Genomic DNA, 20,023 nt, shown 5'->3' on the forward strand with positions numbered 1-20,023 from the left:
ACCTGCTGAGGTGCTGGACCGGCACCTGCACCACCTGCGGACGACCCCTCACCACCAGCAGAACCAGAGCCAGAACCTAACGAAGCACTACTAGGAGGTGTCCGCGAAGTCCCGTCGTCCGCCCGGAGGGCGGGCCCTGCGGCGTTCGGTGCGTGCCCTGCTCGAAGAGCTTGGGGGAGCGTGCCGGGCGTCGCGGGGCAGGCGGGACTTTGCGGACACCCCCTAGCGGGCTTCCTCGTCCGTGCCGGTGCGGCTCAGTCCACGTTGACCGCGCTCCAGGCGGCGGCCACCGCCTTCTGCTCCGGGCTGCCGCCGCCGTAGAGGTCCTTCGCCGCGTTCAGCGTCGCCGTACGGGCACCCGCGTAGTCCGTCGAGGACGTCATGTGGACCGTCAGGGCGCGGTACCAGATCTTGCCCAGCTTGGCCCGGCCGATGCCCTTCACCGTGGAGCCGTCGCAGGTCGGGGAGTTGTGGCTGACGCCGTTGATCGTCTTGGCGCCGCTTCCCTCGGCGAGCAGGTACGCGAAGTGGTTGCCGACGCCCGAGGAGTAGTGCACGTCGAGGTCGGCCAGCGACTCGCTCCAGCAGTCGGCGGACTTCCCGTCCTTCGACGGCTTGTCCATGCGGCGCAGGGCCTCCCGGCCGAGCCCGGAGCGGACGACCTTCTCGCCGATGAGCCAGTCACCGGGGTCCTTGGCGTTGTCCGCGTAGAACTCCACCAGCGTGCCGAAGATGTCCGACGTGGCCTCGTTCAGGCCGCCGGGCTCGCCCGAGTACGTCAGCGCCGCCGTCTTCGACGTCACGCCGTGGGACATCTCGTGCCCGGCCACGTCCAGCGACACCAGCGGTCCGAGCTGCTTGCCGTCGCCGTCGCCGTACGTCATGCAGAAGCAGTTGTCGTCCCAGAAGGCGTTGTTGTAGTCCTTGCCGTAGTGGACGCGGTTGTAGGAGCCCTTGCCGTCGCCGGCGATGCCGTTGCGGCCGTGCAGGTTCTTGAAGTAGTCCCAGGTGACGTCCGTGCCGTACTGGGCGTCCACCGCCACCGTCGCGCGGTCGGAGGCCGCGCCCGTGCCCCAGTGGTTGTCGGCGTCCGAGAAGACGGTCGCGGGGGCGCGGGTCAGGCAGACCGTCAGCAGGCACTTGTCCGTCTTGTTCGCCGCGTCGCCCGTGTACGTGCCGCCCCGGGTCGCGTCCTTCAGCCGGTACGACGACCCGGACTTCGTCGTCTCCAGCGCAACCGTGCCGCCGTAGAGGGACTTGCCGTCGCCCGACGCCGATTCCAGGGTGTCCCAGGCGTCGATCCGGTCACCGGTCGTCGCGTCGGTCAGCACCGTGCGCCCGACCGGGTTGCCGAGGCCGTCGTGCGCCACCGCGTCGGTCTGCCAGGCCAGCTTCGGGGCGCCGTGCAGGGCGTCGACGACCAGCCGGGGCTTGGCGGTCAGCTTCTTCAGGGTCTCGCCGAGGTGCGCGGCGCGCAGCAGGCTCGCGGCGAGGTCGGCGGCCTTGGGGGCGGTCACCTTCGGGGTGACGCTCTTCAGCGAGAGCGCGGACTTCGTCGCCCGGCTCGCGCCGCGGTAGGTGCCGTCCGGGTTCAGGTGGAGTACGAAGTCACCGCCCAGGACCGGGAGCCGGTGGTAGGTGCGGTCGTAGCGGACGTGCCGGGTGCCGTCCTCGTCGACGACCACGTCCCGGACCTTCGTCTGCTGGGCCGGGGTTAGTCCCAGGTCCGCGGCCCGGTCGGCGAGGACCGTCTCGGCGCTCTCGATCGCGTCGGACCGGGTCGGCCGGTCCTCCGCCAGGGCGGTCGGCGAGAGCGCGGCGGCCAGCAGGGCGGCGGTGCCGGTGACGGCCACGCCTGCGATGGCGGAACGGGACCCTCGGACGTGACGTATCCGACGCATCGGTCTCCTCATACGGGCGCACCCGGTCGCGTGGGGTCGACCGGGCGCGGCGTTGATGTTGACCGCGAGTCAAGTCGGCCCGGACATGTCATGTCCATAGGCCCCGTGTGCAGGTGTGTGAGGGTGGAGAATCGTTCCTGTGACCCTCCCCTTCTTCGTCTACGGCACCCTCCGCCCCGGCGAGGTCAACCACGACCTCTTCCTGCGCGGCCGCACCCGCTCCGAGGCACCGGGACGGCTCTCGGGCGCGGTGCTGTACGAGGGGCCGGGCTATCCCTACGCGGTCGAGGAGCCGGGCGGCGGGGTCGTGCGCGGGGAACTGGTGACCGCGCACCCTCATGCGTACGCGGAGCTGCTCGCCGAGCTGGACCGGCTGGAGGACTACGCGCCGGGCAACCCGCGCAGCCTGTACGAACGCGTCGAGCGCAAGGTCGTACGCGACACGGACGGGGCGGCTGTCCGGGCCTGGGTGTACGTCGCCGCGCCCGCCGTCGCCGCACGGCTCCGGACCCGGGGGAGGCCGATCGCGGGCGGGGAGTGGCGGGCGCGGGGGTGAGAGGGCGCGGGGACTGGCGGGCGCGGGGGTGAGAGGGCGCGGGGACTGGCGGGCGCGGGGGTGAGAGGGCGCGCGGGACGGAGTGCGGCCGGGGCTCAACCGGCGTACGGCCGCTTCGCCCTGGCCTCGCGCAACGCCCGGCCCCACCACACCAGTTGGTCCAGCATGGCCTTGGCCGCCGCCTCCGGGCCGGACGGGTCGTGCGGGGTGCCCGCGTCGTCGAAGGACGCGCCGGCGTTGTGGAAGGAGACGGTGTCGCGGACCGTCACGGCGTGGAGCTCGGCGAAGACCTGGCGCAGGTGCTCCACGGCACGCAGGCCGCCGGCCATTCCGCCGTAGGAGACGAGGGCGACGGGCTTGGCCCGCCACTCGCCGAAGTGCCAGTCGACGAGGTTCTTCAGGCCCGCCGGGAAGGAGTGGTTGTACTCGGGGGTGAGGACCACGAAGGCGTCCGCGCGGGCCAGTTTCGGGGTGACGCCGGACAGCGCGGCGGCCGCCTCGGGGGTCGGTTCGAAGGACGTCGGCAGGTCGACGTCGGCGACGTCCACGACCTCGGCGACCAGGTCGTCCCGGTCCCGGAGGCGGTCGAGGAGCCAGCCGGCGACGACCGGTCCGAAGCGGCCGTGGCGGTTGCTGCCGACGACGAGGGTCACCCGGAGGGGCTCGGTCGCGGACTGGGCAGGGGCGGGTGCGTTCGTAACGGCTGTGTTCATGCGGCACAGCCTCGTACCTCAACCTTTCTTGAGGTCAAGCCCGGCAGGCGCGGCACCCGGGTCACCCGTTCACACGCGCGCTCCGCGCTTTTCCACGCCGCGCCCGCCGAACGCCCGTGACCTGCCCAAACGCCCACGAGGGGCGGCCTGTCCACCTCCCCCTGACACCCATTCACCCCAATTCTGACGCCCCCTCAGAAAGCGCGGTCGTCCCGCTGCCCGTTACCTCGGAAGGGCAGCTGCACGAACGAACAGCTCGAAGGAGCACCGATGCGACGTACCGCCCGGCCTCTGACCGGTACCGCGCTCGCCGTCGCCGCCGCGGCTCTCGCCGCCGCCCCGGCGTACGGCGTGTCCGGCGGTGACGTGGAGGTGTCCCCGTCCTCGGTCGTCCCGGGCGGGCAGGTCACGGTGCGCACGGCGGCCTGCGGCGACGGCGGCACGGCGACGGGCGACGCCAGCGCGGTCGGGGCCGGTTCCCTCAGCCTCGCGCCGGGCCCGCACGAGCAGGACGCGACCGGGCGGTTCAGGGTGCCGCCGAGCGCGCAGCCGGGGACGTACGAGATCACGGCGACGTGCACCGGGAGCGGCCGGCACATCACCGGTGACTTGGTGGTCACGCTGACGTCCGAACAGCGGCAGGTCCATCCCAGAGGGAGCGTGAAGACGGGGGTCGGCGGCGCCCTGGGCCCCGATCCCGTGCAGACCGCGGGCGGTGTGGCGGCCCTCGCCGTCGCCGCCGCGGGCGGTACCTGGCTCCTGCATCGCCGGGCGAGAGGCGACGGGATCTGACGGACACCCTCCGCTGTCCGTCGCCGGTACCGCATCTCCCCTCCCCCTCCGGGTCCGACGCCCCTCGCGGCCCGGAGGGGGGTACGGGGCGAACCCCGGGGCCAGAGGGGGGGCCGGGGGCCGGAACCGGACGGCTATCGGCGATCAGGAAAGGGTCGGCCATGCGCAGGTTCCCCAGGTACGGCAACGGGTTCGGCAACCCGGCCAACGCCGCCATGGCGGCCGTCACGGTGGTCGCCCTGTGCTCCGGGGCGTGGCTGCTGCGCATCGGCGCCGAGACGCACGCCCCGCCGCAGCCCTCCGCCGCGCAGGCCCGCGCCGGGCAGGACGGGCAGGACGGCAGGGCCGGTGAGCGGCCCGCCATGCCCGCGCTGCCGCCCTCGCCGCCCGACCGCATCCGCATCCCGGCGATCGGGGTGAACGCGCCGCTGACCGGGCTCGGCCTGACGAGGACCGGCAGTCTCGACGCACCGCCGGCCGCGCGCAAGAACCTCGCCGGCTGGTACCAGTCCGGCACCACGCCCGGCGAGCGGGGCACCGCGATCGTCGCCGGCCACGTGGACAACGCCGACGGCCCCGCGGTCTTCTACGACCTCGGTGCCCTGACCAAGGGCAGCACGATCGAGGTGGACCGGCGGGACGGCAGCGTCGCGGTGTTCACCGTGGACGCCGTCGAGGTGTACGCGGCGAAGGACTTCCCCGACGAGAAGGTCTACGGCGCCGCCCGCCGCCCCGAGCTGCGCGTCATCACCTGCGGCGGCGGCTACTCACGCGGCACCGGTTACCAGGGGAACGTCGTGGTCTTCGCGCATCTGACCGGCAGCCGGTGACCCTCCCAGGACGTTGGCCCTCCCCCAGGCCCCCAGCGGTTCCAGTGCCTCGTTCAGGGAGACGCCCCGGGGCGTCAGCGAGTACTCCACGCGCGGTGGCACCTCGTCGTACGCCTCGCGGTGCACCAGCCCGTCGGCCTCCATCTCCCGCAGGTGCGAGGCCAGCACCTTCTCGGTGATCCCCGGCAGCTCGCGGCGCAACTCGCCGAAGCGGCAGGGCCGCTCGTTCAGCGCCCAGAGGATCAGCACCTTCCACTTGCCGCCGATCACGTCCATCGCCGCGTCGATCCCGCACACGTACGCCCCCGGCCGCCGCCCCGTCGTCCCCATGCCCGAGCCCTCCCCTTCTCCTGCCTGGACCCTTCCCCCGGGGTAACCACCCACCTCGAAGTACGTACTTGAGCAGGCGCTCCCCTGAGACGAGCCTAAACGCCATGACCGACAACGCAGTTGCCTCCCGCACCCCTCTCACCCTCCTCGGCACCGGCGACATGGGCACCGCCCTGGCCCGCGCCTGGCTCGCCGCGGGACACCCGGTGACCGTCTGGAACCGCACCGCCTCCCGCGCCGAACCCCTCGCCGCCGAGGGCGCCACCGTCGCTCCGACCGCCGCGGAGGCGGTGGCCGCGAACCGGCTCGTGGTCGCCTGCCTGCTCGACGACGCCTCCGTGGGCGAGGCCCTCGACGGGGCCGATCTCGCCGGGCGGGACCTGGTGAACCTCACCACGGGCAGCCCGGGCGAGGGCCGCAGCCGCGCCGCCTGGGCCGAAGCGCGCGGTGCCCGCTTCCTGGACGGCGGGATCATGGCCGTCCCGCCGATGATCGAGGTCCCGGATTCCGGCGGGTACGTCTTCTACAGCGGCTCCCCCGAGCTGTTCGAGGAGCACCGGGACACCCTCGCCGTCCCGGCCGGCACCCGCTACGTCGGGGCCGACCCGGGCTTCGCCGCGCTGCACGACGTGGCGCTGCTGAGCGCGATGAACGGCATGTTCGCGGGTATCACGCACGCCTTCGCGCTGATCCGCCCGGAGGACATCGCCCCGAAGGACTTCGCGCCTCTGCTCGCGGACTGGCTGACCTCGATGGCCCCGGCCGTGCACCAGAGCGCCGACCAGCTGCAGAGCGGCGACTACACGAAGAACGTCGTCTCCAACCTCGCCATGCAGGTCGCGGGCAACGACACGCTGCTGCGCACGGCCGAGGAGCAGCGGGTGAGCCCGCAGCTGCTGACGCCGTACATGGCGCTGATGGAGCGGCGCCTCGCCCAGGGGCGCGGCGAGGAGGACGGCACGGGGATCATCGAGCTGCTGGACCTGCGGGCGGGGGCGTCCGCCTAGGCCACCCACTGCTCGTACGCCATGTTCCCCACCAGGGCGAACACCACCGTCAGCAGCACCACGCGCACGAAGCCGCTGCCCTTCTTCAGGGCGGTGTGGGCGCCCAGGGTGCCGCCCGCCAGGTTGAACACGGCCATCAGGGCGGCCAGTTTCCACAGGACCGCGCCCTGCCAGGCGAACGTGGCGAGGGCGCCCGCGTTGGTACAGCAGTTGACGATCTTGGCGGTGGCGGAGGCGGTGACGAGGTCGAGGTGGAGCACGGCGGTGAGGGCGAGGACCAGGAAGGTTCCGGTGCCGGGGCCGATGAGACCGTCGTAGAAGCCGATGCCGAGGCCCGCGAGGCCGATCGCCGCGAGGATCTGCCGTCGGGTGGCCGGGCCGGTCGCGGGGGCCGTGCCGAAGGCGGGCCGCAGGATCACGAAGGCGGCGACCCCGAGCAGCACCACCATGATCACCGGCTTGAGGACGTCGGTGCTCATCCCGGCGGCGAAGAAGGCCCCGGCGGACGATCCGGCGAGCGCGGCCAGCCCGATGCGCACCGCCGTGCGGACATCCACCGGGGCCTTGCGGGCATACGTCACGGCCGCGCCCGTCGTGCCCACGATGGCGACCGCCTTGTTGGTGCCCAGGGCGTGCGCGGCGGGCGTGTGCGACGGCAGCCCGAGCAGCAGCGCCGGCAGCAGCAGGAGCCCGCCGCCGCCGACCACGGCGTCGATCCACCCGGCGGCGAGAGCCGCGATGCAGAGCAGGGCGATCACGGTCAGCGATATGTCGGGCATGATCGAGACCCTATGCGACGGCCGTGCGAGGGCCGTGCGACGCCTGTGCGACGCTACCCTCACAGCCCGTCGTCACCGCGCTCCGGGAACCCTCACATCCACCCCCGGCCCCCGCTGAGGGCAGCGTTCCTCGTGGGAAACAGTCGTGATGCTGCCGGGTAACACCGGCACCGCACGCTCAAGGACATGACCTCGAATGAGCGTGTGGTGGTGATCGGCACCGGCCTCGCGGGCGTACGGCTCGCCCGGCGGCTCGGTGAGCTCGGCACGCCCGCGTTGCTGATCGGCGAGGAGGAGCACCGGCCCTACAACCGGGTGCTGCTCGCCGAGGTGCTGGCCGGACGCTACAGCCCCGAGGTGATCGCCCTGCCGGCACCCGCGCAGGCCACGCGCGGCCGGGTCGTCGGCATCGACCGCGGCGGGCGCACCGTCGAGTGCGCCGACGGCACGGTGATCGCATACGACCGGCTCGTCCTCGCCACCGGATCCAACCCCGTCCTGCCGCCCCTGCGCGGCCTGTTCACCCCCGACCACGTGCTGCCCGAGGGCGTCCACGCCTTCCGGACCATGGACGACTGCCTGGGCCTGTCCAAGGCGGTCCGCCCGGGGGCGCGGGCGGTCGTCATCGGCGGCGGGCTCCTCGGGGTCTCCGCGGCCCGCGCGCTCGCCCTGCGCGGCGCCCAGGTCGTCCTCGCCCAGCAGTCCGAGCGGCTGATGGAGCGCCAGCTCGACCCGGCCGCCTCCAAACTCGTCAAGCGGCACCTGACCGACCTGGGCGTCGAGGTGCACACCGAGTGCCGCGTACGGGACGTGCGCTGCGTCGGCGGCGCCGTCCGCTCCGTGGAGATGGCCGACGGGTACGCGCTCGACGCCGACCTCGTCGTCGTGGCCTGCGGCGTCCGCCCCCGGGTGGGTCTCGCGCAGGCGGCCGGCCTCGACATCCGCAAGGGCGTCGTCGTCGACGACGAGCTGCGCACCTCCGACCCGTACATCCACGCCATCGGGGACTGCGCCCAGCACGACGGCGTCCTCTACGGCCTCGCCACTCCCGCACTCGAACAGGCCGACACGCTCGCGGAGCTGCTGGCCGGCAACGCGGGCGCCCGCTACACCGGCACCCGCTCCCTGACGCGGCTCACGCTGAACGGGCACGACAGCCCCTTCGACCTCGCCGCCTTCGGCGAGACCGAGGCGCTCCCGGGCGACGACGTCGTCCAGCTCGCCGACGCCACCCGCGGCACCTACCGCAAGGTCGTCGTCCGCGACGACCGCCTGGTCGGCGGGGTTCTCGTCGGCGAACTCGGCACCGTCGGCGCGCTCGCCCGCGCCTGGGAGGGAGCAGAGCCGCTCCCGACTGACGGCGGCCCGCTGCTCCACCTGCTCACGAATGATGGAGGCTCCTGATGTCCACGGCCACCCCCACGATCGTGCTCGTCGGCCACGGCATGGTCGGCCAGCGCTTCCTCGAAGCGCTCGCCGAGCGCGGCCTGACCGCCACGCACCGCGTGGTCGTGCTCTGCGAGGAGCCGCGCCCGGCCTACGACCGCGTCCAGCTCACCTCGTACTTCTCAGGCAAGACGCCCGAGGACCTGTCCATGACGGACCTGCGGTTCATCGAGGACCACGGCATCGAGCTGCGCGTCGGCGACCCGGCGGAGACGATCGACCGCGAGGCGCGCAGGGTGACCGCCCGCTCCGGTCTCGTCGTCGACTACGACGTGCTCGTCCTGGCCACCGGCTCGTACCCGTTCGTGCCGCCGGTGCCGGGCAAGGACGCCGAGGGCTGCTTCGTCTACCGCACGATCGAGGACCTGCTCGCGATCGAGGAGTACGCCAAGAAGGCGACCACGGGTGCCGTGGTCGGCGGCGGTCTGCTCGGTCTTGAGGCGGCCGGTGCCCTCAAGGGCCTCGGACTCACCTCCCACATCGTGGAGTTCGCGCCCCGTCTGATGCCCGTCCAGGTCGACGAGGGCGGCGGCGCGGCCCTGCTGCGCACCATCGAGGAGATGGGCCTGAGCGTCCACACGGGCGTCGGCACGCAGGAGATCGTCGTCGGCGAGGACGGTGCCGTGACCGGCATGAAGCTGTCCGACGGCTCCGAACTGGCCACCGACATGGTGGTGTTCTCCGCCGGTGTCCGCCCCCGCGACCAGCTGGCCCGCGACTGCGGCCTGACGGTCGGCGAGCGCGGCGGCATCACGGTCGACGAGCAGTGCCGCACGGTGAACGACCCGCACGTGTTCGCGATCGGCGAGTGCGCGCTGGCCGCCGACGGCCGGGTGTACGGCCTGGTCGCCCCCGGCTACGAGCAGGCCGAGACCGCCGCCGCGACGATCGCCGCGGACGAGGCCGCCTTCACCGGCGCCGACCTGTCCACCAAGCTGAAGCTGCTCGGCGTGGACGTGGCGTCCTTCGGTGACGCGCACGGCACCGCCGAGGACTGCCTGGACGTCGTCTACTCCGACTCCCGCGCGGGCCTGTACAAGAAGCTGGTCATCGGCCGCGACGGCACGCTGCTCGGCGGCATCCTGGTCGGCGACGCGGAGGCGTACGGCACGCTGAAGGCGTTCACCGGCTCGGTCCCGCCGGTCTCGCCCGAGTCGCTGGTGCTGCCGGCCGGTGCCGGAGCGCCCGCCCAGCTCGGCCCGACCGCGCTGCCGGACGACGCGATCATCTGCTCGTGCAACAACGTCCGCAAGGGCACGATCCGCGGCGCGGTCACCGAGCACAACTGCACCACCGTGCCCGAGGTGAAGAAGTGCACCAAGGCCGGTACGACGTGCGGCAGCTGCGTCAAGGTCCTCGGCCAGCTCGTCAACGCCGAGCTGGAGGCCGGCGGCATCGAGGTCGACAAGGGCCTGTGCGGCTGCTTCTCGCAGACCCGCGAGGAGCTGTACGAGATCGTCCTCGCCCTGCGCATCAACAGCTACCAGGACCTGCTGGACCGCCACGGCCGCGAGGAGGCCAGGGGCGGTGACGGCTGCGAGATCTGCAAGCCCGCGGTCGCCTCGATCATCGCCTCCCTCGCCCCGGCGATCGGCGCGAGCGGCTACGTCCTGGACGGTGAGCAGGCCGCCCTCCAGGACACCAACGACCACTTCCTGGCCAACCTCCAGAAGAACGGCTCGTACTCGGTCGTCCCGCGCATCCCCGGCGGTGAGATCGCCCCGGAGAAGCTGATCGTGATCGGCGAGATCGCCCGCGACTTCGGCCTCTACACGAAGATCACCGGTGGCCAGCGGATCGACATGTTCGGCGCGCGCGTCGAACAACTGCCGCTGATCTGGGCCCGCCTGGTCGACGCCGGCTTCGAGTCCGGCCACGCCTACGGCAAGTCGCTGCGCACGGTGAAGTCCTGCGTCGGCCAGACCTGGTGCCGCTACGGCGTCCAGGACTCCGTCCGCATGGCGATCGACCTGGAGCTGCGCTACCGGGGGCTCAGGTCGCCCCACAAGCTGAAGTCGGCCGTCTCCGGCTGCCAGCGCGAGTGCGCCGAGGCCCAGTCGAAGGACTTCGGCGTGATCGCCACCGCCAACGGCTGGAACCTGTACGTCGGTGGCAACGGCGGTGCCACGCCGCGCCACGCGGACCTGCTCGCGCAGGACCTGTCGGACGCCGAACTGGTCCGTCTGATCGACCGGTTCCTGATGTTCTACATCCGTACGGCCGACCGGCTGGAGCGCACCTCGACCTGGCTGGAGCGGATCCCCGGCGGCCTGGACCACGTGCGGGACGTCGTCGTCCACGACTCGCTCGGCATCTGCGACGAGCTGGAGAAGCTGATGCAGGCGCACGTCGCGCACTACCGCGACGAATGGGCGGAGACCATCAACGACCCCGAGAAGCTGGCCCGGTTCGTGTCCTTCGTGAACGCCCCGGACACCCCGGACCCGGTCGTCGCCTTCGTGCCCGAGCGCGACCAGATGAAGCCCGACCTGCCGCTGCTGTCCATCGGCATGCGACCCGCCGAAGACGTACTGGAAGGAAGCGCCCAGCGATGACCCTGGCACCTGAGACCACCGACCTGAAGGTCCAGCTCGCACTGGACGGCGACTGGTTCACGGTCTGCGACCTGATCACGCTGCTCCCGGGCCGCGGGGTGGCGGCACTGCTGCCGGACGGCCGCCAGGCGGCGATCTTCCGGGACCGCTCCGGTGAGCTGTTCGCCGTCGACAACCGCGACCCGTTCACCGGCGCGGCCGTCCTCTCCCGCGGCCTGACCGGCACCCACCAGGGCCGCCCGTTCGTCGCCTCGCCCCTGCTGAAGCAGCGCTTCGACCTGGCGTCCGGGCAGTGCCTGGACGACGAGGAGGTACAGGTGACGGCGTACAAGGTGCGCACCGCGTAGGAACGCTGCCGCGCGGCTCGGAACACCCCTCCCCGGAGGGGTGTTTTCGTGTTCCGTTACCGCCTGGCAGGCTGGGGCCATGGTTGCGCAGCCGAACGACGGGCCCGGCCGCTCCTGGCTCGGCCCTCCGATCGACGCCCGTCCGCTGTTCGAGCCGGAACTAGAGGCGCTGCTGGGGCTTTTGCGGGGCCTGCGGCCCGGGCAGTGGCACGAGACGGCCGTGCCGGGCTGGACGGTGCACGACGTCGCCGTACACGTCCTCGGCGACTACCGCGCCCGACTCGGCCGCCGCGAGTTCGGCGCCTTCGCGCCGGGCGAGACCCTGGAGGCGTTCATCCACCGCGCCAACCAGGAGTGGGTCGACCGTCACCGGGACATGGACCCGGCCTCGCTCGTCGACGCCCTGGAAGAGGCCGGCAGCGAACTGGCCCGCCGCTTCGCGCACGCCGACCTGGACGCGCCGTCCCTGGGCGTGTCCTGGGCCGGGGTGGACCCGGCGCCGATGTGGCTGGACTGTGCCCGGGAGTTCACGGAGTACTGGACGCACCGCCAGCAGATCCGGCACGCGGCCGGGCTGGGCACCGACCCCGAGCCGCGGGCCCTGTCCATGGTCCTGGACACCTTCATGCGGGCCCTGCCCCACACCCTGCGCGACATCGCCGCGCCGGCCGGCACGCGGGTGGCGCTGACGGTCACCGGCCCGGGAGGCGGCACCTGGACCGTGACCGCCGGGCCGGAGGGCTGGTCCCTGGCGGAAAACTCCGGCGGCCGGCCGGCGGCCACCGTGGAGCTGGATACGGAGACCGCCTGGCGGCTGTGCACACGGGGTGTCGAACCGGCCGACGCTCTCGCCCGGGCCCGGTTCGAGGGGGACCGGCGGCTCGCCGAGGCCGTGTGCCGGATCGTGTCGATCGTCTACTGATCAACTGGCGGGCCGGGCTGTCGAGTTCCTGTCGACTTCGTCGACTCGACTGCCGTGCCTGGGGCACTTCGCGTTTCATCGAGTCACAGCTTTTCGTCACGTCACAGCGTTTCGTCGAGTCACATCCCCCCTTCCTTCCACGGAGGCCCCACCATGACTCGGAACCACCCCCAGCCGTCCCGGCGGACCGTGCTCGGCGGAGCGGTCGCGGCGCTCGCGGTGGCCGCCGGCACCGGCACGGCGCAGGCCGCTCCCGGGACCGGCTGGCCGACCGAGTTCCCGCTGCCCGACGGCTGGCTCCCCGAGGGGATCACCATCGGCAGCAGGCCGTACGCGTACATGGGCTCGCGCGCCGACGGCGCGATCTACCGCACCGATCTGCGCACCGGCAAGGGCGGGGTCCTGTACGAGGGCGCGGCCGGTCTCGCGTCCATCGGGCTGAAGCTGGACCGTGACGGCCTGCTGTATGTGGCCGGGGGCGCCGGAGGCACCGCGAGGATCGTCGACGCCCGCACCGGCGAGCTGCTCACCACCTACCAACTCACCCGTGACGCCGCCCCGTTCATCAACGATGTCGTCCTGCACGAGGACCGCGCCTGGTTCACCGACTCCCGTGCGGCCGTTCTCCACGGCGTGCCGCGCGGCCGCCGGGGCGAGGTCCGCGCCCTCCCGCTCACCGGCGAGTGGGTGCAGGCGCCCGCCGGGACCAACAGCGCCAACGGCCTGGTCGCCACGCCCGACGGGCGTGGCCTGATCGTCGTCAACGCGGGTCAGCTGTACAACGTGGACCTCAGGACCGGCCACGCCATCAGGATTACGCTGATTGGCGCCACGGACGTGGCAGGCGGCGACGGCCTGGTCCGTCTCGGCCGCACCCTGTACGTCGTCCAGAACCGCCTGAACAAAATCACCGTCTGGGACCTCGACCGGAAGGCCACCGCCGCCACGCTGACCAGGACGATCACCGACCCCCGCTTCGACGTCCCCGCCACCGCCGCCCGCTACGGCGACCGCCTGTACCTGGTCAACGCCCGTTTCACCAGCCCGCAGACGCCGGAGACGACGTTCAACGCGGTGGCCGTGTCCCTGTGAGCGTCAAGCCTTCAGAGCGCCGTACGTCACCCCGGTCAGCTCCTCGGACGCGGCCCACAGCCGCTGACCCGCCGCGTCGTTGAGGGTCCAGGGCGCCCGCCAGGACGGTGCGGGCGCCCCGCGCCACATGGCGATGTGCGGGCCGGTGAAGGAGTCGGGCCGTACGCCGGGTTCTGTCGCGGCGTACAGGATCGGCAGCGCGCCCGCCTCGGCAGGCTGCGCGATGACCCGGTTGGCGATCCGCACGAGCCGCTCGGCGGCCGGGCGCCCCTCGGCGAGCGGTCCGGTGGTCTGGAGGTTGGTGGCCGCGTACCCGGGGTGGGCCGCGGCCGCCACCAGGTCCGTGCCGTGCGCCGCCGCCCGGCGCGCCAGCTCGTGCGTGAACAGCAGGTTGGCCGTCTTGGAACGGGCGTAGGCGATCCAGCGCCGGTAGCGCCGCTCGCTGTTGAGGTCGTTGATGTCGATGTTGGCGAGGGCGTGCATCCCGCTGGAGACGACCACGACCCGGGCCCCCGGCGCCGCCAGCAGCGCGGGCAACAGCAGCCCGGTGAGGGCGAAGTGCCCCAGGTGGTTGACTCCGAGCTGCGTCTCGAAACCGTCCGCCGTCGTCCCGTACGGCAGCGCCATCACCCCGGCGTTGTCGACGAGCACGTCCAGCCGCTCGTACGGGAAACCGGCCGCGAACTCGCGTACGGAGGCGAGGTCCCCGAGGTCGAGCCGGCCGAGCTCGACCCGGGCCTGTGGCAGTTCCGCACGGAGCCGGTCCACGGCCGCGTTGCCCCGGGCCTCGCTGCGGCACGCGAGCACCACCCGCGCGCCCTTGCGGGCCAGTTCCCGTGCCGTGACGAGCCCGATCCCGCTGTTGGCGCCGGTGACGACGGCGACGCGGCCGCTCTGGTCCGGGATGTCCCGTGTGGTCCAGCCTGGCATGGCAGGCTCCCTCCGTCGGTGGCCGCGATCCACCCTACGAGGGGCCCCGCGCCGCCTGATCGAACGGGGGGCGTGCACGGCGTACTCGGCGTGCACGCCCCCGGCGTCAGGTACGGCGAGGAGGGCCCGGGCCACTGGGCCCCGGCCGCTGTCAGCCCACGGGGCTCGACCGCTGCTCCTCCGGGAGGGGCCGGGTGTCGAGGTAGAACCACTCGGCGTCGGCGGTGGGCCAGGGTGAGGGTTCCCTCACTGGTTCGCCCCACGGTTCCTCGGCCGTGGCCGTGACAGGCCGTTTGGGCAGGGGGGCGTGGGCTTCTGCCACGGGCACCGCGGCCCGGTCGCCGGCCGGCTTCGGCTCCCCCGGCATCAGCAGCTCCACCCGCAGCCCAAGTCCCCGCTGCTGGACGGTGAACTCCTCGACCTGGTTGCGGCAGGCGTGGTCCAGGTGGGTCACGCCGGTCAGGTCGAGCCGGATCCTCGGCTTCCCGGACGCGGCGGCGGCCTCCAGCGCCTCGATCACCTTCGGCAGCCGCAGGAACGTCGCGTTGCCGGCCATGACGACCTTGGCCGTGTCGTCCTCGACGTGCTGGCGGATCGTGGTCTGGGACATGCGGAGCGCGGCCAGCACGATCCCCGCGGCGAGGCCGATCAGCACGCCCTCCAGCAGCGCGGTCACCACGATGACCAGCGTGGTCAGCGTCATCACCGCGAACTCGCCCTTGTCCTGCCGCCACATCCTCGGGAACTCGGCGGGCGCGAACAGCTTCCAGCCGCTGTGCACGAGGACGCCGGCGAGCACCGAGATCGGGATCAGCGCGAGCACCTGCGGCAGCAGCAGCGCGAAGGCGAGCAGCCACAGGCCGTGCAGGGTGCGGGAGAGCCGGGTCCTGGCCCCGGCCTGGACGTTGGCCGAACTGCGGGCCACGACCGCGGTGATCGGGAGCGCGCCGAGGATGCCCGCGACGGTGTTCCCGGCGCCCTGGGCGATCAGTTCTGTGTTGTAGCGGGTGCGCGGGCCGCTGTGCATACGGTCCACGGCGGCGGCCGTGAACAGGCTCTCGGCGGACGCGATGACCGTGAAGGTGAGGATGGCGGTGATGATCGCCCCGTCCGCGAGCCCGGCGAACTGCTCCGGCCCGGGCACCGACACGGACGCGAGCAGATTGCCCACCTGGAGCGTCTTCACGTCCACGCCGGGCAGCGCGGCGACCACGATGCCGATGCCCACGGCGACCAGTGCGGCCGGGATCTTCCCGGCCGGGCCCGGCACCTTCTTCCACACGAAGCTGAGCACGATCGTGACGACACCGAGCAGGGTGGCGATCATCGCCTGCGGGTTCGTCAGGATGCCGGCCAGCAGTCCGGGGATGCCGGCCATGTTCTCGATCGCCGTGCCGGGGGCCTTGGCGTCGGCCATCGGATAGGCCTGGCTGAACATCAGCGGCACGCCGATGCCGGCCAGCATGCCCTGGACGACGGCGACCGAGATGGCCTGGAACATCCGGCCGAGCCGCACCAGTCCCAGGATGATCTGGAGGAGGCCGGCGAACAGCACGATCACGCCGAGCATGGCCACGCCGACCTCGGCGACGGTCTCCGCGACGAGCGCGGCGAGGCCGGCGGCCGGCCCGCTGACCTGGAGCGTACTGCCGCGTGCCGCGCCGACGACCAGACCGCCGATCACCCCGGAGATGATCCCGAGCTCGGCCGGCACACCGGAGGCGACGGCGACACCGATGCACAGCGGCAGGGCGACGAGGAAGACGACGAGCGAGGCGGTGATGTCGGTGACGAGGTCACCCTTGGCCGCGCCCTTGCCCCCAGCGCCCTTCGCACGACCCGCCACACGGCCCATCAGCCCGCCCAGCACACCGCCCGCGCCCCCTCCGGCCGAGCCGCCCGCCGATTCACCGGACGGGCCGCCCGACCGCCGAGTCGCGCCCCTCGCCGGGTCCCCCGCCAGGCCGCCACCGGGACCACCCGACCGACCGCCCATCGAACCGCCCACCGGTCCACCCGACCGCCGATGCGCAGCGCCCCCCGCCGAGTCCCCGACCAGACCACCGCCGGGGCCACCCGACCGACCCCCCGTCAAACCGCCCGCAGATCCGCCCGGCCCCCAGCCCGCGGTACCTCCCGCCGCACCACCCAACGGCCCGTCCGCCTGCCAGTCTCCCGAGCCCCGCGAGGAGCCGCCTGCCGCCCAGTCCCCCGCAACCTCCTCGGAACGGCCCGGCCCCCACTCCGCCGCACCCTCGGTGGAACCGCCCGACCCCCACTCCCCAGCACCCCCGTCGGAACCAGCGGACCTCCAACCCGCCGCGCCCTCCCCGCGACCGCCCGGCCCCCAGTCCCCCGAGCCCCCGGCAAAGCCACCCGAATCCCAACTCCCCGAACCCTCCGCGAAACCGCCCGGTCCCCAGTCCGAAGCACCCCCCTCGGAACCAGCCGATCCCCAACCCGCCGCATCTCCGGCCGGGCCGGCCGGGCCGGCCGGACCGATCGGACCGATCGGACCGATCGGCCGGCCACCCGGGGCGGCGCCACCCCGTGTCCGCCCCCGCGCATGCGCCCCGCTCACGCGGCATGCACCCGGAAGGCGCCGTCGTCACCGAGTTCGTAGACGAACCCCGTGTCGACCTCGTAGTACCAGCCGTGCAGCCGCAGCCGGCCCGCGTCGAGCCGCTGGCGCACCACCGGGTAACTCCGCAGCGAAGCCAGTTGGTTGACGACGTTGCCCTGGGACACCTCCGGCAGCGACGGGTCGTCCGGCGCGGACTCCAGTACGGGGGCCAGTTCGGGGCGGGCGATGTGGAGCCAGGCGTCCACGCCGGGCAGGGCGGACAGGTCGTCGCCGGACTTCAGCGCGCCCATCGCGCCGCAGTGTGAGTGACCGCACACCACGATGTCCTGAACCCCGAGCACTTCCAGTGCGTACTCGATGGTGGCCGCCTCACCGCAGGCCCCGGGCCGTCCGTAGGGCGGCACGATATTGCCCGCGTTGCGCAGCTCGAATATTTCTCCGGGCCGTGCGCCCGTAATCAGTGCGGGTATGACCCGGGAATCCGAGCAGGTGATGAACAACGCCTCCGGATATTGCCCGTCGGCCAGTTTCCGGTATTCGCCGCTGTCGAAATCGACGCGCGTCCTGAACGTGCGGGCACGGTCCAGCAATGCCTTCAACTCCGCCTCCTGAGCTGGGAGTTTTCTTCCGTGCACTCCACCGTAGAGGGGCGACCTACAGAGGAAGGTTAAGCGAACTCCAGAGCCGGGCCAGGAATTGAACATTCTTTGTCCGGATACCCGGACGAGCGGTCATCTTGTAGCGTGTTAACTCCAGGGCGGAGAATGCGAATTCACGCTGCCCGGATTCATGCCGGCTTCACGGAGAGACAGGACGTATGGGCCTACGAGTGCTGCTCATCGAGGACGACGAGACGATCGCCGAGCCGCTCACCGAAGGACTCGGCCACTTCGGGCTGACGGTCGACCACGTCGCCACCGGCGCGGACGGACTGAGAGGCCCGTACAACGACGTCGTCCTGCTCGACCTCGGACTGCCGGACATGGACGGCATCGACGTCTGCCGCGGCATCCGGCAGGTCTCGGACGTGCCCATCGTCATCCTCAGCGCCCGCGGCGAGGAGGCCGACCGCGTGCTGGGCCTGGAACTGGGCGCGGACGACTACCTGGCGAAACCATTCAGCGTGCGGGAGCTGGTGGCCCGGGTCCGTGCGGTGACCCGCCGCACGCAGCGCACCCAGCAGGCCTTCCCCGAGCGCCCGGGCGCGCCGGGCGCACAGAGCACGCCGACCGCACCGGGCACCCCCGAGCCACTGCCGCCCTACGAACCGGCCCCCTCCCCCACGTACGAGCCGGCCCCGGCCCTCTCCTACGACCCCCCTGCCACACCACCGTCGTACGACTCGCCCCCCGAGCCTCCGCACGACCCTGGCCCGCTCGTGGTGGACCGCCGTACCCGCCAGGTCTGGGTCGGCGACTGCACCGTGCCGCTCACCCCCAAGGAGTTCGACCTGCTGGCGCTCCTCAGCGAGGACCCGGGCGCGGTCTACTCGCGCCAGCAGATCCTCGACCGGGTCTGGGACCCGCACTACGACGGCCCGACCAAGACGCTGGACGTCCATGTGGCCGCGCTGCGCCGCAAGTTGGGGCACCCGGCGTGGATCAGGACACTGCGGGGCGTGGGCTTCCGGCTGGCGGTGCACACGGGGCCGAACGCCCCGCAGGTGACCTCTCCATGACCCGCCGGCTGCTGATCGGCTACCTCAGTCTCGCCGCGCTGGTGCTGCTCTGCCTGGAGATCCCGCTGGGGTTCGTCTACTCGCGCGGGGAGCGGGAGCAGGTGGTCAACGCGGCGAAGGACGAGGCCGAGTCGGTCTCCGCGTACGCCGCGCTGTCCCTCGCGGCGGGACGGGCCGAGCGTGACCTGCCCGCGCGGGTGGCGCACTGCGCTCAGCGCATCGGCGGGAAGGTGGTGATCGTCGGCGCCTCGGGCGCGCCGCTGGCCACCTCGCACCCGATGGACACCTCGGTGTCCGGCGCCCTGGCCGACCGGCCGGGCATCGCGGCCGCGCTGCGGGGCACCTCGACGGCGGACGTGCGCACCTCCACGATCGGCGGGGTCGAGTACCTGTCGGTGGCCGCGCCGGTCGGTCAGGAGGCGCGGCCGGTGGGTGCCGTGTGGCTGACGGTGCCCACGCGGACGGTGCACGAGCGGGTCCACCACGTGTGGCTGCTGCTCGCCCTGGGCGGACTGGCCGTGCTGACGGCGGTGGCCGTGGTCGGCTTCGCCTTCGCCCGCTGGGCCGGCCGTCCCATCCGTGAACTGGAGCGGGCCACGCACGAGTTGGCGGAGGGCGGCGGCCGGTTCACCCCGGTGACGATCACGAAGGGCCCACCGGAAGTACGCAGCCTGGCCGCGGCGTTCAACCGCACCGCGGCCCGCTTCGCCCATCTGCTCGCCTCCCAGCGGGCGTTCGCCGGCGAGGCCTCGCACCAGCTGAAGACCCCGCTCGCGGCGCTGCGGCTGCGCCTGGAGAACCTGGAGCCGGACGTCGCCGCCCGCGCGCGGGGCAGCCTGACCGCCGCCGTCACGGAGACGGACCGGCTCGCACGGATGGTCGAGCACCTGCTGGCGATGGCCCGGCTGGAGGAGCACGCGGCGATCCCCGCCACCGTCGACCTGGGTGCGGTCTGCGCGGAACGGCACCGCACCTGGCAGCCGCTGTTCGCCCGGGAGGACGTCTCCCTCGTGCTCTTCGCGGGCGGCGTCGGCCCGGTGCTCGCGGTGCCGGGAGCCGTCGAGCAGATCATGGACAACCTGCTGTCCAACGCCCTGCGGGCGTCCCCGCCCGGCAGCAGCGTCACGATCGAGGTGCGGGTGCCGGCCCCGCCCCGCCGCGCCCTGCGCGACAGCCGCCCCCGCTGGGTCGACCTGCACGTCACCGACGAGGGCCCCGGCATGACGGAGGAGCAGCGGGCCCGCGCCTTCGACCGCTTCTGGCGCGCCCCGGGCGCCCCCAAGGGCGGCTCGGGACTCGGCCTCGCCCTGGTGCAGCGCCTCGCCCACGCCAGCGGCGGCGAGGCGACCCTGCACGCGGCGGCGACGGGCGGCCTGGACGTCGTGATCCGGCTGCCGTCCGTACGAACGCCGACGCAGGGGCACGGTCCGGGCACCGACCGGCCGAGGGGCGGCCGGAGACGGGAGGCACCGGCGCTGCCCGCATGAAGCCCCCAGGAAAGACAACGTGAGCCCACGAACAACAAGTCGAGGCCTGCGGGCGCCTGACCCCACAGGCGGCA

18 protein-coding genes are annotated in these 20,023 nt (G+C 72.9%); 11 read left to right on the top strand and 7 right to left on the bottom strand.

The genetic code is table 11. From position 1 onward, the window contains the following. Positions 1 to 254: 254 nt before the first annotated feature. Positions 255 to 1,901 carry a M4 family metallopeptidase gene (locus ACIBNA_RS38195; RefSeq protein ID WP_399169839.1) on the bottom strand — a complete coding sequence of 549 codons (1,647 nt, stop codon included), beginning with the start codon at positions 1,899 to 1,901 and terminating at the stop codon, positions 255 to 257. A gap of 139 nt (positions 1,902 to 2,040) precedes the next feature. On the opposite strand from ACIBNA_RS38195, the gene ACIBNA_RS38200 reads away from it, so the two are divergent. Further along, positions 2,041 to 2,457: a gamma-glutamylcyclotransferase family protein gene (locus ACIBNA_RS38200; RefSeq protein ID WP_399169842.1), complete on the top strand. Its 417-nt coding sequence runs from the start codon at positions 2,041 to 2,043 to the stop codon at positions 2,455 to 2,457. Positions 2,458 to 2,552: 95 nt separating this feature from the next. Here the strand turns inward: ACIBNA_RS38200 and ACIBNA_RS38205 are convergent, their stop codons facing one another. After that, entirely contained in the window at positions 2,553 to 3,170 is a 618-nt protein-coding gene (locus ACIBNA_RS38205; RefSeq protein ID WP_399169843.1) for an NADPH-dependent FMN reductase, read from the bottom strand. 270 nt (positions 3,171 to 3,440) lie between these two features. Here ACIBNA_RS38205 and ACIBNA_RS38210 point away from each other — a divergent pair, with 270 nt between their 5' ends. Further along, on the top strand, positions 3,441 to 3,962 hold the full coding sequence (locus ACIBNA_RS38210) for a hypothetical protein (protein ID WP_399169844.1): 522 nt from the start codon (positions 3,441 to 3,443) through the stop codon (positions 3,960 to 3,962). A gap of 161 nt (positions 3,963 to 4,123) precedes the next feature. After that, positions 4,124 to 4,792, top strand: a complete 669-nt coding sequence (locus ACIBNA_RS38215; protein ID WP_399169845.1) for a class F sortase — start codon at positions 4,124 to 4,126, stop codon at positions 4,790 to 4,792. On the opposite strand, the gene ACIBNA_RS38220 is transcribed toward ACIBNA_RS38215, so the two are convergent. Continuing rightward, a complete protein-coding gene (locus ACIBNA_RS38220; protein ID WP_274816123.1) occupies positions 4,730 to 5,122 on the bottom strand; it encodes a helix-turn-helix domain-containing protein in 393 nt (130 codons plus the stop codon). The genes ACIBNA_RS38215 and ACIBNA_RS38220 overlap by 63 nt on opposite strands. 104 nt (positions 5,123 to 5,226) lie before the next feature. Between ACIBNA_RS38220 and ACIBNA_RS38225 the strand changes: the two genes are divergently transcribed. Next, positions 5,227 to 6,129, top strand: coding sequence for an NAD(P)-dependent oxidoreductase (locus ACIBNA_RS38225; protein ID WP_399169846.1), 903 nt, complete (start codon positions 5,227 to 5,229; stop codon positions 6,127 to 6,129). Here ACIBNA_RS38225 and ACIBNA_RS38230 read toward each other — a convergent pair. Next, the gene (locus ACIBNA_RS38230) at positions 6,126 to 6,908 is read right to left on the bottom strand and encodes a sulfite exporter TauE/SafE family protein (RefSeq protein ID WP_399169847.1); all 783 of its coding nucleotides are present in this window, start codon (positions 6,906 to 6,908) and stop codon (positions 6,126 to 6,128) included. The two genes, ACIBNA_RS38225 and ACIBNA_RS38230, sit on opposite strands and share 4 nt — an antisense overlap. A gap of 186 nt (positions 6,909 to 7,094) precedes the next feature. On the opposite strand from ACIBNA_RS38230, the gene ACIBNA_RS38235 reads away from it, so the two are divergent. The 5 genes from ACIBNA_RS38235 to ACIBNA_RS38255 all read left to right on the top strand — a co-directional run bounded on the left by ACIBNA_RS38235 (position 7,095) and on the right by ACIBNA_RS38255 (position 13,270). Next, the gene (locus tag ACIBNA_RS38235; protein WP_399169848.1) at positions 7,095 to 8,312 is read left to right on the top strand and encodes an NAD(P)/FAD-dependent oxidoreductase; all 1,218 of its coding nucleotides are present in this window, start codon (positions 7,095 to 7,097) and stop codon (positions 8,310 to 8,312) included. Next, complete coding sequence (gene nirB / locus ACIBNA_RS38240; protein WP_399169849.1) at positions 8,312 to 10,909, top strand: nitrite reductase large subunit NirB; 2,598 nt, start codon at positions 8,312 to 8,314, stop codon at positions 10,907 to 10,909. The genes ACIBNA_RS38235 and nirB overlap by 1 nt, the downstream gene beginning before the upstream one ends. Beyond that, entirely contained in the window at positions 10,906 to 11,256 is a 351-nt protein-coding gene (gene nirD / locus ACIBNA_RS38245; protein ID WP_399169850.1) for a nitrite reductase small subunit NirD, read from the top strand. The genes nirB and nirD overlap by 4 nt, the downstream gene beginning before the upstream one ends. Before the next feature lie 79 nt (positions 11,257 to 11,335). Next, a complete protein-coding gene (locus tag ACIBNA_RS38250; protein WP_399169851.1) occupies positions 11,336 to 12,178 on the top strand; it encodes a maleylpyruvate isomerase family mycothiol-dependent enzyme in 843 nt (280 codons plus the stop codon). Positions 12,179 to 12,331: 153 nt separating this feature from the next. Beyond that, complete coding sequence (locus ACIBNA_RS38255) at positions 12,332 to 13,270, top strand: SMP-30/gluconolactonase/LRE family protein (RefSeq protein ID WP_399169852.1); 939 nt, start codon at positions 12,332 to 12,334, stop codon at positions 13,268 to 13,270. A gap of 3 nt (positions 13,271 to 13,273) precedes the next feature. Here ACIBNA_RS38255 and ACIBNA_RS38260 read toward each other — a convergent pair whose 3' ends face one another. The 3 genes from ACIBNA_RS38260 to ACIBNA_RS38270 form a co-directional block, all read right to left on the bottom strand. Then, positions 13,274 to 14,200, bottom strand: coding sequence for an oxidoreductase (locus ACIBNA_RS38260; protein WP_399169853.1), 927 nt, complete (start codon positions 14,198 to 14,200; stop codon positions 13,274 to 13,276). A 151-nt stretch (positions 14,201 to 14,351) separates the two neighbouring features. Continuing rightward, on the bottom strand, positions 14,352 to 16,055 hold the full coding sequence (locus ACIBNA_RS38265) for a SulP family inorganic anion transporter (RefSeq protein ID WP_399169905.1): 1,704 nt from the start codon (positions 16,053 to 16,055) through the stop codon (positions 14,352 to 14,354). Between the two features lie 722 nt (positions 16,056 to 16,777). Further along, on the bottom strand, positions 16,778 to 17,383 hold the full coding sequence (locus tag ACIBNA_RS38270) for a carbonic anhydrase (protein ID WP_399169854.1): 606 nt from the start codon (positions 17,381 to 17,383) through the stop codon (positions 16,778 to 16,780). Positions 17,384 to 17,601: 218 nt separating this feature from the next. On the opposite strand from ACIBNA_RS38270, the gene ACIBNA_RS38275 reads away from it, so the two are divergent. Both ACIBNA_RS38275 and ACIBNA_RS38280 read left to right on the top strand, forming a co-directional pair. Next, positions 17,602 to 18,462, top strand: a complete 861-nt coding sequence (locus ACIBNA_RS38275) for a winged helix-turn-helix domain-containing protein (protein WP_399169855.1) — start codon at positions 17,602 to 17,604, stop codon at positions 18,460 to 18,462. Continuing rightward, entirely contained in the window at positions 18,459 to 19,949 is a 1,491-nt protein-coding gene (locus ACIBNA_RS38280) for a sensor histidine kinase (protein WP_399169857.1), read from the top strand. The genes ACIBNA_RS38275 and ACIBNA_RS38280 overlap by 4 nt, the downstream gene beginning before the upstream one ends. Positions 19,950 to 20,023 lie beyond the last annotated feature (74 nt).

This window comes from Streptomyces sp. NPDC050164 (genome assembly GCF_044459945.1).
Taxonomy (GTDB): Bacteria; Actinomycetota; Actinomycetes; order Streptomycetales; family Streptomycetaceae; genus Streptomyces; species Streptomyces coeruleorubidus_A.